The organism is Rhodopirellula sp. UH5 (genome assembly GCF_056839225.1).
Genome location: NZ_CM166390.1, coordinates 3,348,873 through 3,363,922, shown reverse-complemented (window position 1 = coordinate 3,363,922; position 15,050 = coordinate 3,348,873). Strand labels below are relative to the sequence as shown.

Annotated in this window: 2 protein-coding genes; both read right to left on the bottom strand. The window is 57.9% G+C overall.

Features of this window, described 5'->3' with window-relative positions:
- Position 1: 1 nt before the first annotated feature.
- Entirely contained in the window at positions 2-10,642 is a 10,641-nt protein-coding gene (locus tag UH5x_RS11880; protein ID WP_482635774.1) for a PVC-type heme-binding CxxCH protein, read from the bottom strand.
- Positions 10,639-14,985 carry a hypothetical protein gene (locus UH5x_RS11875; RefSeq protein WP_482635773.1) on the bottom strand — a complete coding sequence of 1,449 codons (4,347 nt, stop codon included), beginning with the start codon at positions 14,983-14,985 and terminating at the stop codon, positions 10,639-10,641. Before UH5x_RS11875 ends, UH5x_RS11880 begins: the two co-directional genes overlap by 4 nt.
- Positions 14,986-15,050: the final 65 nt, after the last annotated feature.

Sequence of the window (15,050 nt, the reverse complement as noted above, 5' to 3'; positions counted from 1 at the left end):
ATCACAAACCTTCCGCGGTGTACCGCCAGCGTTTCAGATATCCAATCAGATCCGACATCTGATCAACCGACAAGGTTTGTTCCATCCCACTGGGCATCAAAGAAGCGTCGACCGCACGAAAGGTTTCGATGTCATCGCGACTCACTCGGCGTTGTTGGTTTCCCGCTTCCAGCAAAGTGACGGATTCGGAATCTTCCTTGTGCAGCAACCCTGAGACGACCTCGCCATCCACCGTCAAGATTTGATAACGCGTAAAGGAAGCGTCGATGGCTGCATCGGGATTCAGGACCGCGACCAGCAACGCTTCCGCGGTTTTGGTGCGACTGTCACTGATGTCAGGCCCCACGGCATGCCCCACGCCTTCCATGCGGTGACAATTGGAACAATGTTGTGCAAACAACTTTCGACCGCTGGAAACATCCGCGCTCGAAAACCGGCTCGCGACTTCGGCGTACTGCTTCAGGACCTTGGCTCGATCCTCGGGCGGTGCAAACGTTTGATTGGCGAGTTCACGAATCGCTTTGTCGCGATGAGAACGCAAGGCGTTCGCGGTGGTCGCATCCACAAACGAACGAGGCAGATGCTCTTGCTTGACCGCCAAAAGCAACCACTTGGCGGTGTCGGAATCAGAACGAGCTCGTCGGCAGACCACAGCACGTTCCTCCGGTCGCCAGGGATCCTGATGTGAAACCAAAATCGAACGCGTCCATTCAGGGTCCGTTTTCAACAGCCCGTCCAAGATGCGCGAACGCAGATCGGCGTCCGTGGAATCCGTCAGTCGATCACGAAGTTCAGGGGAATCGGGAGCGAGTGGAAGCAACACCTCCACCGCATCTTTGCGTCGGCCATGGTCCTGATTGGGATCCACCAAGGTCGCTTTTGCGGTCTCCGCGACAAGAGCGAAGAAATCCGCTTTGGTGCCGTTGATCGCCGCCTTGACCTTGGCGGTCGATCGCACGCCAGAGATCCAGTTGGCAACGAATTGGAGCGCGTCGTTTTTGTCATCGACGCTTGAAATCAGATCCAGTGTTGTCTCGGGATCGGTCGCGGCTGAACGCCGGATCCAGCGCAGAAGATTGGATCGATGGGCGGCAGTGAGTTGGGTTTCGTCCACTTCAATCGATCGACGAACGAGTTCCTGCAGCATCGGTGGCGGAACAGTGGGAAGCAGTTTTGCGACCAAGTTCGAATCCGCTTGTTCCACCGCAAGCTTGTTCAGGGAGTCCGTGACGGATTGGAATTCCGCGGACTGCGGATGACTTGCGATTGCTTCGCATGCGTCCGACGCGAGAAAGGCTTCCAAGGCAACGCGGCGGACCAACGCACTGTCGTCACGCACGAAAGAACGGAACGTTTTCGCGTCCCATCGGGGTGTGAGCTGCGCGGCAATGGCTCGCAGGCGAGGTTCCGATTCGGTGGTGAGCTTGGATTGTTGTGCGGGAGCGAGGCGTCCGAGCTGAGCCAGCAAGGTGGCCACACGGGCTTGGGTGGGCGGGTTGGTTTCAGGTGATTGCAGCAGTTCGGAGAGTTTCTTCTCGACGAGTGGCTTGGACGTTGGGTCAGCCAATCGCTGCGTCAGGTGCAGGGTCGCCAAGGATCGGCGGGCAGGATCGTCGGAACGCAATGCTTCGATGGCGTCTTGGTTGTTTCGAATGGACTGAAAGCCCGACTCGGCACCCGGCGGAATCAAACGCCAGATGCGGCCAAGGTCGTTGCCGTGCCATGTGTCGGGGCGATTCTTCAGTTCCTCGGGCGCCCAATCGGGATGCTCGATCACGGCGCGAGCCATGTCGAGCACCAGCACTGCGTCATGTTGATCGGCCACCAAGTCCACCGGGCGAAACCAGGTGTGTGCATTGGCGAGCCACTCGGTTTCAGCTGGCTCTCGCGTCGCTTGCCAGTTTTCACCATCAAATCGCAGTTGCTGTCGTTGGACCAGGGATCCGGTCGGTTCACAAACCAGCAACCACTCGTCGTTGACCGCCAACACACCGCAAGCGGCGCTGAATTGACCGGCATGAAGATGGCTGGTCGTCCAGGCATCGCTGATCGGATGAACCTCAGATTGTTCACCTGCGGCGGCGATGTCCAACAACGCATCAACCGGTGCCAATTCACGATCTCGTCGGATAGTGTTGGCGTCCAGGACCGCCTGGATCGCGGGGTTGCGATTGCTGCAACCGATTCGGCGACCGAAATCATCGATCGTCAAACCGTGTTGGCTGTTGCCGGAGACTCTTCCCCAGTGGCCACCGCGAGGGTCGAAGCAAAAGTCATTTTGTGAAAGCGTGAGGGGGCCAGTCTTGGAATCGAACAGAGGGGCGACCGCTTCGATCTTTCCGCCACGCAACCCGTTGGCGACGTAGACCAGTCCATCCGGTCCGAGAGTTGGATGGTTCGCTCGCAGTTGCTCATTGCCCGTCGTGAAGCCACGGAACCAAGTTTGGTGATCGTCTGCCAATCCGTCGCCGTCGGTGTCTCTCAGCCAAGCGATCTCTCCCGCCAGCGTCACGATCGCTCCATCGAGCCAGGCATCCGGCGTGTCGGAATCCTGTTCGCCTGATTTTCGCGAGGGCCATGGCAGCACTCCCGTTGCGAAATTGAGCCCCTCCGCAAATGTGGTGGCTAGGTCCATCACGCCATCGCCATCGGTGTCACTCAGGACACGAATCCTGCCCTTCGTCGGTTTGACATCCTCGGCAGGTTGTGGGTAGTCGGGCATTTCGACAACCCACAATCGACCCTGCGGATCCCATGCGGCTGAGACTGGATCGATGGTCATCGGTTCGGCAGCAACCAGTTGCAATTTCCACCCCTCCCGCAATTGCATCGTGTCGGCGATGACGGACGGGCTGGGGGATTCGTTGGGCTGTGCCGCCACGTGTTCGAAAGGACAGCCGCACAGGATGAGAACCAGCAAGGCAGAGGCCCACAAACGCAATCGCCTTCGAAGCGTTTTCCAAAACGTTTCGAATCCGCTGAGCATCACCGCGGTGACCATCAAAGCAAGTGCGAGTGGGATGGGTGCTAAAATCATTGCGATGCATCCAAGTCCAAAAATCCAGGTCGCGGGGTGAGCCATCAAGTCCTGAATGTTCGTCACCCAGTTTGCTTGTGGGGTGTTGCGTCGAGTTCGACTGGGTTGCAAACGCAAGACGATCAACAGACAGGCACTGGTCAATAATAGCAGGAACCGCATGCCATGCTGTGCCCACTGCATGGTCATCGACGATGGGGATGCCGTCGACCATTGCGGGGGCAGCGATTGTTCACTCGACTGATATTGGCTGTCCACGATCCAGCGGTCTGGCTGTTGACTTGTGAGCACAAAGGACCACTGGCCGTCACCCAGTTTGGATGCTTCGTTGAGTTGCCACCATTCATCGGTTTCGTTGGCCGAGTAACGTTGGATTTGCAACGCCAGGAAAGACTCCATTTCACTCCATGAAAACAGAGATTCCGGCGGGCGGTTGGTCAGTTCAGCGGAAAGTCGCTCCAGCGATACCGAGTCCTCGATGGAAGCATTGGTCGGGTCGAATCGGGTGCCAGCGGATTGGCTGATCGAGGCGTAACGTTGTAGCCAAGTTTTCATCCAGGCGGCGACTTCTTCATCGCGGCGATCGGCCAACGAATCGGAAGCGGCGGCAATCGAGCGAACGGTGTTGGTCGCCAAGATTTGCCAGCGTTGATCCGAGGTGATCGCTTTCCATCGATTCCCCTTGGTTGCCAAGTTTTCTTGGTTCGAACCGCTGGTGTCTGGTTTGATGGAAGTGACGTTTCCTTCGTCTGGATCGTCAGTGGTTGCGACGGCGGCAGCCGAAGTTGGATTGGAAAGTGCAAGCAAATTCGCTGGGTTGCTTCGCCGAGACAGCAATCGGGTGTAGGTGCACGGAGGCGGCGTTTGAATCTCATCCCATGAAGGTGTGCTTGATTCTCGCTGGTTGGGTTTTCGAAGTCCTTCATCCATTTCCAGTAGAACCTCGATGCCCTGGCTGAGACGGCTCAACGGCAACAGGAATTGGAGCTTCCCTTCTGGTGCCGGGATCACGTCTGCCGGCAGTCCATTTGTCCAACCCGCCACAAAATGAGCGTGCTCTGGCAGGTTCAGCGTCAAGTGAGAGGCATCGCCGGGAACGATGTCAAACCGACTGACCAAAAAACGATCGTTCAGCAATTGGTGGTCCGCATGCACGATTGCAGCGACGTTGTTGGTCTTGCGCAACGGTTCCAGTTCCACCGACCAGTTCTCGCTCGCGACTCGGAAGTAGCTGTGTTCTTCGTTGCCGTCAGAGGTCCGTTGAGTGAGGGTTGGGGCCGTGTCTTCCTCGTTCGAACGGCTGGCCGGTTCGTTGTTGGTCGGTGCCTTGTCCGTCGCGACGCTCTTGGCGAGGGCCTCTTGGGCCGGCAGATTCCACCTTTGTTGCGGCATGGGTTCGACACCGTTGGTTTCCCAGCGGATCGGAGCGTTCGTCAAGCGGTTGGGAACCACGATGTCGGTGCGTGCACGCTGTGATTGCAACACGCGAATTTTGGGGACACTCACACGCAACAAATCACCCGCCGCGAGCCGGCTGGTCAGGCGAATGGAGCGGATGCCCTTGTCGGCCAAGCGAATGCGGATGACCTGCCGAGCGGGACTGAGCGTCGGTTGACGCGTTGACGCACACAGCGGATGGATTTGCAGCGCGTCGCACCAACGCGACGGCATTTCAACATCGAGGAAGTCCGGTGATTGCTTGGAATTCAACTGAATGTCCGTTTGAGCGATCCAGCGTCCTTCTTCCCACCGCAATGCAACCCGGACATCCGTCTGAAAAGGGTGGCGGATCGGAGTCACCCGAAATCGAGCGTCTCCCAGCACATTCAACGCGGAGTCACGAATCAACCATTGATCAATCAGGATCTTCCCTGCAGCGAGCATGGACGCTGGGCCCGCGTCCCCTGACTTTTCGCCTTCCAACGGAGGGGGCGTCTTCCACTGGATGTTGGCGTTGGCCGAACGTGAGACAACCACTTCATTCACGGAGGAGATGTCACCGATGGAATGCACCGGTTCGATGTGCATCAACGCCAATGCATTGTCATTTGACTTTCGCTGTGCAACTTGAGCTTCCACCAACACCTCCATTCCTCGGCCTTCGTAGCGGATCAAAAGACAATCGTGGTTGTCTTCTCGAACCAATTTCCACTGCGTGCCTGAGGCGGCTGATCCCGAGTCCATCGGATTGGTGGTCGGATCAACGATCGCATCCTCTTCCTCATCGTCGAGATTGGTGGTCCCGGGAGCCTCGGAAGCCACGCCACCGGCAGCGGCCGGAGAAGTGTCGGGCAGGCCAGGTTGTTGAATCCGCCAGTTGAATATCTGTGCTTGGGGCGGAATCGCAATTTTGATCATCTGCGGACGAAAGCTCTCCGGCAGCGTCGGTGTGGTGTCCTCGCCATTGGGATCGATGGTTCCAAGCACCGGATTGGTGGTGGCGGAATCCGCGGCAACCGGGTTCGGGTCAAAGGTCGCTTCGAGACGAATGGATTGGTGCGACGCATCCAAGTGGATCTCTTGCTTCGCATGAAAGACCAAGCGGCTCCGGTCCACAATGCCAATGCGGACAATCGGGGTGGTACCAGAACTCTTGGCGGCTCGGTCGAGGCGACTGATGGATCCCGACCATTGGGCATAAAATTGTTCCGCCGGAACCCGTTCGGTACCCAAGGAAGCGGGCCACAGCGGCTGCAGTTCACTCGACAGCGTCCAGGCCACCAACGTTTCCGAAAAAACGGTGCGTGAATTGGCGAGGGTTGAGTCGGCGTCTTTGGGTTCTTGCCAGTGATCGTGCAAGGAGAGACCGGGACAGCTCAGGACACGTTCGTCATCGACCGGCGACTCGGGTGGATTGTCAGAGTCATTCGGTTCCGTGTTGCTCGCTTCGGATTCGGGGGCACCGGATCCTGCTGACCAAGCCGAACTGAGGTCCCAGACCAATCGAATGGGTTCGGTCGATGAACTGACGCGTGTCAGCATCCATTGGTTAGTCGTTTGCCGCAGCAACTTCCAGTCGCGAGAAAGCAAACGTGGGATCGAGGTGGTTTCTCGATGGAACCGAAGGATGACTTCACCGCCGGGGGGAGGTGATTGCAAAGGCTCCAACTCACATTCGACGGAACAATGGTTCGTGGTGGCGTTCAACCAATAACGCCGTTTCCATTGCAATGCGTTGTTCCAAGCCTCCGGCAGTTGTGTCTCGCCGTCGGCGTTGTTGGGAGTGTCGGCTTCGCTTTCGGAGGCCGGGACGATGTCGCTGGCAAGAGCATCGGCGGTTGCTTTGCTTTGCAAATGAATGTGCAGTTGGCTGCATGGTCCAATGGCGAACTGATTGGATGAGATGACGCCAAAACCAACTGGGCGATCCACCGCTGGCCACGCAATGTTGTCCGTCACCACCCGGTAATTGTGAATGCGGTAGTCGCGACGCACGACCAAACGAGCTTGTGGAAGACTGGGCAGCTCCGTCGTGATTTGCGTTCCCGTGGCGCGATGCGAGGTTTCGCATCGCAGACGAAGTTGCAGGTCGAATCGTGTGCCGGATGGAACCACAATCAGTGTCCCCGGCTGGTCGTCGGTGGTGGTCGTCAAGACTCGCGTGCTTTCGTCCGGGCGGATCAGCACCAACTCTTCGATGGATTCAGGCGAGAACGGAAGTCGAAGTCGACTGCTGGGCAGGGACGTTTCGACGGTGAATCGTGCCAGCAATTCGATTGGGAATTCTTCGCGAGCCAAGCTGATGGCTCGTTTCGAACGTTCGGAGGTCAAATCCAATTCGTAATTCGTATTCAGGAACGAAACCTGGCGAACACGCTCATCTGATCGGATGAGAAACAGGTCCTCATACAACGACTCGGGAATGTACGCTTTGTTGCCCATGGGTTGGTTGTTGGAATCCAATGGCACCAACACGTCCCTCGTTTGTGCGGATGCCACGCCACCGCTGATCACGAAGGTTCCGATCATGGCCCAGCCGATCCAGTTTCGTAGCAATGCGGAACTTGAAAAATCGCTGGGCGGATCTCCACCCGCCGAATGGGACGGGGAAGCGGAGCGATTCGATGGAGCGGGGCCGGCCGGCGGTTGCCGCACCGACGATTCGGATCGATGAGAAGATTGCCAATGTTGAGTCGTCAAACGCAGCAAGCTGATCGTCAACGGCAAGGCGACCCAGGCAGTCAACGAAACAAACGTTTCCGGCCACAGGAGCATCGCGAAAAGGCTCAACGCCAGACCGCAGGCGACTCCCCAACGCGCTGCCCAGCCTGCGATGAGACTGATTGCGAGGATCACCAATGCACCGACCCAGCCGACTCCAATCACGATCTGGGAGAAGATCAAATGCGGTGCCTCGGAGGAACCTAGCAGTGGGATTTGCAGGCTGTCTTCGGCCGGGCTGACGCGCAACTGCGAACTCAATGTCAGACCGACGACACGCAAATCCGAAATCTGTGTTCGTCGCAACCACGACGTTTCAAACGACGTGGTCGTCCATTCCATTTCCAAGACCGCTTCGGATTGAGGGGGGGCTGCAAACCGAAGGTGATGTTGACGGGTCATTTCCGGTTGCACTTCCACCCCATTGATTCTGGCCTCAATCAGGTGAGCGTCCCAAGGGAATTCGACTTCGATGGGCTGCGTGGCAACGATCTCAAAACGGGTTCGAACTCGATCGGCGCCACTGGCCGAAGCAATCACATGCGTGAGTTGTTGACGCACAAGGTTCGATGGCGGCATTTGGTTTTTGCGACGAACCTGGATGACCACGTGCGGAGAGGTTTCGTAGCGATAACGAAAAGGCGCCGTTTCAGCAGCGATGTTGGCGGTCGGGATACCCACCAAATTCGCCACCGGATGAGCCAATTGCAGTTCCGAGTCGATCGACAGTTCGCAGGTTTGTGAGGTTGCGTCTGCCAAGCGGAACAAACCGATTGGATGTGACTCCGGTTTTGCATGCTTGTGGGGTTGGACGTCGCTGTCGCTGGTCGGATGGATGCAAGTCCCAATCAAGGAGGACTGGTCACTGAAGTTCCGTGGCACCGGAATGCTCCACTCAAACCATCCGCCGGTTCCAACCGGTGCTGGCGTGGCCTGGGCGACGTCGGTGGCGAGTGGGGGTTCGCCCTCCCGTTCCGGTTGCGGTTTCATGGATTGACGCGGTACCCACCGCAGCACGATTCCTTCGTCCTCCACGGAATTGAATGCCGATGAAGGCGAAAGGCGAGTTTGCCATTTCATGTCTTCCGGTGGAGATTGTTCGGATCTTGCAGCCAAGCGAACTTTGACGGACCGCGATGTCTGCGGCAAACCTTCGACTTGTACCTGCACCCGTTGTTGGATGCCGTTGCGAACCATCGTCAAGCTGGTTTGGCACGAGCCGACGATGGTGCTGTCGGGGGTTTCCAAAGTGAGGGAAGGTGTTTGGCGAATCGATTGACTCAGGACGATCGCATCACCAGGAAGTGGCGCAAAGAAACGTCGTTGCTCGGTGGACAGCTCCGAGAATTCGATTCGCGAAGGCGTGATCGCGGTTTCCGCTGTCCAGCCCATGTCCGCCGGTGGAATCACCGCCGCCGTCATTTGCCCAGGGCAATGGATGACTCGTATCATCCACAGGGCATTCACGCGAGGGTTGTTGGGGTCTCGCCGGGTTTGTCCTGTGGCACGGATCTCCAGGGTTCCCTCCCCACTGGATCGTGTTTGAATTTCATCGGGACTTGGCCAAACCGTGATGCGACGACCGCGGCGATTGGGAGCGTTGATGGTCAGGGTTCGGCGAGTTTCGCCCACTGTGATCGAATCGAAGGAGAAACCATCCTGGATCTCCAGCTGAATGGGCGCCAATCGATCGGAGGCCATTGTCAATTGAATCGAGCAACGCGCTTGAATGGCGTTGTCTTCGAGCAGGAATCGAGCTTGATGATCCGCGTAGAGAAGCGGCTCGGATTGGGCCAGTTGGAGTCCCCATGAGTTCGCCAGCGAAGGAACCGGCGCTGCATCGGGATTGCCTGTGTCATCGGTCGTTTCAGAAAGCAACTTTGGATCCCAAGGGGCTCGCGAAACAGGCGGTCCAATTGCGTTCCAAATCGAAGTGGAGTCGGACGACGAGGCAGCCTCCTTTGGGGGCGGTAGGAGTTGCCAGTCGTCCGGCAATTGCCAACCTGTTGCGAACAGGTGCGCGGGCATCGTCCACTGCAATTGCCACGGCGCCGCGGAGACCACAAACGAAGTGGGGAAGATCGGCTCCGGCAGCGAGATGGAATCGCCGTTTGGATTCAGTGGCGAAGTTCCTTCCACCAAGATGACCCGTGAATCGGCGGCGGGAGGGACGTCGGCTTCGTCGATGGCAGCCAATTGGATGATCGACGCAGGTGATGTTTGGGAAACGGCGTCTTCGGGATGTGTGACCAAGGGGCGAGAGGTGAATGGGACTTCACGCTCGTCAACCTCGATGCGAGTCACATCGCCTCGCAGCCAAACCCAAGGAGGGATGGAGGCGATGGGCTGAGGGTCGATGACCAAACGACATTGCCAATTCAGAATCGAGCCATCGTGATCCAACGTCATCCGGCAACCGCGAACGATGGTTGCGGTTTGCACTTCAGCAGCGGCCTCATCCAACGTTTGCAATTGCAAATCCAATCGCTGTGAACCAGCCGATTCGACGAAGATCCAACGACTGTCTTCTGGCGGCGCGCCGCTGAGGTTGTTGTCAGAGATGTTTTCGTACCAACTGGGCAGCGCCTCCGGCGGGACTTCTCGCAACACCGCTTGCTCGCAATGCAGTCTCTGGTTGGCGGGGACTTGGATCCACAACCGCGAAATCAAAGCCCGTGGCAGTCCGAGTTCCCAGCGGCTTCCGTTCCATGTGGGCATCGCCTGTTGTCGCCAATCCCATGCCAGCGTTCGATTGGCCAGTGGCCGATCCGAACCACTGGTGACGATGGTGAGCAATCCAGAATTGCTGGACTCAAAGAGAGCGGTCGACGAGTCCGTTTCAAACCCCGATTCGTCATCCATTTCACGCAGTCGGGAGACGGCAAAGCTGACTTTGCCAAACGGTTGTCGGCTGCCGGCTTGGGACGAAAACAGCATCCGACTTGCCTTGCTGATCAAGGCCCCGTCTTGAATCGTCGCCACCATTTCGCATTCTAGGATGTCGTCGGTCGATGACTCGGGATCCACTTTGGCTGCTTCGTCCAGTGCTTGGCTCAGTTCGTCAGCAGCAACGGGGCGAAAGTCATCCGGCACCAGTCTTGCGATCTGGGAACCAAACAGCGAGATCCAACGCAAGGATTCGTCGCTGCGTACCTGTTGCGCGAGCGCTGTCCACTGAGCCAACGTCTTGGACGCTTCCCGGGAACGGGCTTCGGTTTCCACCGGGGTGACCGCAGTGGGTTCCTTCTCGGTTGATTCTTTTTCAACCGATTCCTGCGGTTCTGAGGTTTCATCCGCCGAGTTTTCGTCCGTGGCTGTCTCGGTGACTTTTTCGCGATCGAGGGTCTCGGTCGGAGGGTCGTCAGCGAGGGCCAGTGAGGTCAGCGTCATCCAGGTTGCCAGGATCATCATCCCGATCGATCTGTTCGATCCGTATCGCTTCATGATGAAGTTCCTGGGGAGTGGCTTGCCGTGGCTCCTTCTTCATCAATGCCTTCATCCGACGAATTGGGAAGCGAGTCCAAGTCTTCGTTGGAACGCTGGCCTGAATCGACACGGCGGCGTGAAGATCCGTTGGGGGCATGCGGGTCCGCTACTTCATGGGTGACGGATCGTGAGCCCGGTGAGGAACCCTGTCCCTTTCGGTTGAGGTGAGTGGAGCCATAAGGCGGGATCTTCTCGGAAGCACGCGAGGCACCGGATGACTGCAGAACACGCTCGGAGGTCGGGGGCGAAATCAATGCCGAGATGGCGTAGAAAACCGCCACCAGAACCAACGAGATCATGATCAGCTGCGCAGTCACAATCACTCCATCAGGAGCAGCGACCAAAACACCAGCCAACACCACCGCCAGCAAGATGATTGCAAAGGGATGCCGGCTCTTCGGGAACAACTGAGTCGAGGCTGCAAGCAACAACGATAAACTGCCCACTGCCAACCACATCAAGGTCCGTGACACGGTCAACGCTGAGAACGCATGCGGGTCGCTGGAGTAGAAAAGGTATTGGTTGCTAGGAACGGTGAACGCGGCATTGGCCGTCGATTCTTTGAGTGAACTGAGCAGCGAAGTGTTGTCTTGGAAGGGGAACGTGACCCATTCCAGCAACTCGGTGTCATCGACGATTGGCTGCCGAGACAATCGCAACTGCTCGCGTTCCCAACGCATCAAGCGACCACAGGACGACGAAGCCCAGAACAGGTGGGAGTCGGTGGGAACCGACAATTGCCAATCGATTTGGGCCGATCCAATCGGCAGTTGCATCAGCGGTTCAATGCCGGTCCACCACGGACTGGCTTCCGTTTCGGTCCACAGGCGAATGTCCAGGAGGTGTCGAGAGGGCGCGTCGGGGTCGCTCGTCTGCGTGGGGCCCACCCCTGCGATCGCCGGCATGTCGATTCGCAATTCGCTGCGACCTCGCGAGGTTGGGATGAGGTTCCCATTCAATCGAGTTTCAATGCGAATGGTTTTGAGTTGTTCCGACAAACCTATCGAAATTTGTCGCCCGCCTTCGACAACCGCGATCAATTGTTCATGGCGTGTGCGTTGACCGACCAAGCTTCGAAGCACCGCTCGAGTGACGCGAACAGGGGATTCTTCGAGTGATTCCTGTTGGAATCGCAATGAGAATGGAGCGTCCGGAATCGAAGTCAGCGACCATTCATTGGTGAGGATTGGGGCGGCACCGTTTTCAGATGACGCCAACTTTCGAGTGCCGGAAAGCAACCGTTCATCGCCGACGGTGGCCATCCAAATCTGCCCCACGCCGTCAACGACCGAATTGGGAAGGTTCAGACGATAGTCCTTTTCCAGTGTGACTTGGTCAGCGATCGGGGTTGGAATGGCGACGAGGATTTGGTCCACGATGGGCGGCGGATCCGTGTTCGATGGATGGTCCGTGGCACCGTCCGGGGCATCGTCCTGGGAGTTCGCAGACGCACCCTCACCATCGGAAGCATCGCTTGGCGAGTTCTCGCCATTGGCCAGCGTCGGTTGGTCCTTGGTTTCGGCTGAGCCATTGGCAATCGTGCTGGAATCCCCCATGTCGTCAACGACCTCGCTCGGGTCGATGCCGTTGACGGCGTCGGACTCAGGGCGGATCAGCGTTTGGGAATCCTTGGGCGCATGCAGAAGGTCCCGCAACAAGGATCGCGAAACCAGTTCAATCTCATGGGTTCCGACCGACAGACGAGGCGTGACGATTTCGTATTGGATCCAGCCATCGGAAAGGGAGTCCGATTCCGATTCCCGAACCATCGCTGGCACGCCATCGACGACCGAGGTCCACTGGACGTTTTGCTCGTCGGGCGTCGGGATTTCAAACGGCAAGATGCCTTCTAAATCGATGGTGCTGGTGAGCGTCCAACGGGTTTGGCTAATCCACTGGTTTCCTTGCGTGCCCATCGAGGTGCTGCCAGCGAGGTTCAGACGCAATGGGCGTTCCGTGAAATTGCCGGTCACACTCCATGGTCCGTCCACCGACAGCAACCGAAAACGGCTGGAGGAATCATTGTTGATGCGTTGGAGGTTCTCGCTTTGAGAGAGATCCACGGACCATTGCAGACGTTTCGCATCGGTGACGTGAAGCGAGGCTTCCGTGACGGCACTGGACGATTCGTTCGTTTGCAGTTTGGGGAGTGTCAGCGTGAGAGGATCGGAGACCATCTCCTCGGTGACGATGCGTTCGCAAGTGATCACGTATTGGCGAGGCCATTTGCCATCGGACGCATCGGCTTGCCACTGCACCAAACCTTCGGAGATGGAAACATCGAGTTCCGTCTCTGCGTCATCGGCCGTCAGGTGCGTCAAACGCCATCCCGACAAATCCAACTGCATGTCTTGCGGGTCGATCCCAGCACCACTGGATTGCACCGTCATCACGGATCGAGCCAGGCGGTTGGCCATGCTCAGGTCGATCGCAATTTTCAGACGTTGTTGTCGCTGCTTTCCTGACAACCAAACGGGCAGCTGAAACGCGTCGCGTAGAAACCGAAACGTTTGAGCACGTTCGCCGACATTGACTGTGGCGGCATCCGATGCGATCGCTTCCACACCCAACCGCGGACGCCACCGAAGTCGGTGGTCTTCCGCGGTGATCACGGTCACGGTTCCGCGATGACCGATTGCATCGGGGACTCGGGGCAACTGCATGATCCAAGGGGTGGTCGCGGAAGCTTCGGGAACCGGCAAACGCAGTTGCAAGCGAACCTCGACCAGCGACGTCGACGTCATCGCGTCGGCGCGATCGGTCGAAAAACGAACGCGACGTGTGGGCGCAGAACTGGATTCTGGCGGTGGATTGGTCTTGGGTTGATTCTGCGAGGTTGCACTGTTCGGTGGATCATCCCCCAACAAGGTCATCGTCCAGCCCGAATCGGAGACATCCATGGCGGTGCCCGTTTCAAATGCCGTGTCGCTGACTTCGTCGCCACCATTGGTCTCAGGCGACAGTGCGTTGTCTCGGCTGTCGTCGTTGATGGCCACTTCAGGACTGCCGAGCAGGACCGCTCGTTCGGGCAACTCAATTTCAAAGTCGTCCAGCTGCCCTCGCAAGTTGCGAACGATCATCTGAACTTGCATGGTGGGAGGGTCGGCTGGGGATTCCCAACGCAAGGTCGCATTGGATTCGGTTTCCAACAGGCGAGCGGCCTGAGTGGCCGAAGGCAGCCATTGCCACTTGAACGCGAATTCACCGCCTTGGCTGTCGATTTCAAAACGCGAACGTCGTTTCGACTCATCCTCGGAGTCCGATTCTCGGCGGGCCAATTGACGCAAGACTTCACGTCCATTGCCGACGATCTCAGCGGTGATCAGAGGAGGCGAATTCCGGTTGGCTTCCCATTGGTGAGGGTCGACAGAGATTTCGACCCGCGTTGGGACGGTCGGCAGTGACAGGGGCAGGAAGCTGGTCAGCGGTCCCAGACGGCGCACTCGCGTGGACATCTTCAATTTGCAAATGCAGTCGATGGGGTTGTTGGGCGAGGCGGCTTCGGCAGGCAGGACAAGTTCATAGCTCAACCCAGCATTGGCTCGTGAAGAGTTTCCTAGGGCGGCGTTGCCGTTGCCGTTGGCGGACGATGCCGCGTCCAGCAGCTCATCGCGTGCGGCGGCTTTGCTTTGGGCAACACGAACGAATGCACGCGCCAGTTCCCGCTCCGGTCCGGCATCCGAGGATGCCTCGTCTGACTCGGCGTCCCGATTCGAGTCGCTCTCGCGGGATCCATTGTTGAGACCGACGTCATCGTCATGGGGGACCATCTGAACCACCGCAGGTTCCAATAAATGGAAGCCGTTGAGGCCCAGGTCCAGGACAATGGGAGTCAACGTGCCCTCTCGAGTGCTTCGAGGGTCGATGACGAAGTGGCAGTCCAATTCGAATTCAGCACGCTGATCATGGGCCGAACCGACCAAGTTGATGCGTTGCAACGTGGCGCGGCGGTCTTGCACCTGAATGCCCTGTTCCAATCGACGCAAGCGATCGATTTCCTCGAATGACATTCGAGGCATGACCACAGGCGTTCCCGATTCGTCCAGAAACAAAAACGCATCGGGAGTGATACCGCCGGATTCGCCACGGATGATTTCCGGGAGGGGCGTGGTACCAGGAGGCTGCGCTGTGAGGTTGGCGGCAAAACCAATTGCGAAGAGCAGGCACGCTACCAGCCTGCCGCAGCCTGCCGGTCCGGGGAAGATCGTCGCGATGTTGGGCAGAAAGCGGACGGAGCGATCGCTCGCATCCCGGCGGCATCGGGATGCCGGCGCATGAATTTGGCCCGAGTACCGATCCATCGGTATCAGGAAGTGGAGAGTCGAGAAAGACGTTGGTCCGGTCAACGGGGCACCGTCACAGAAGA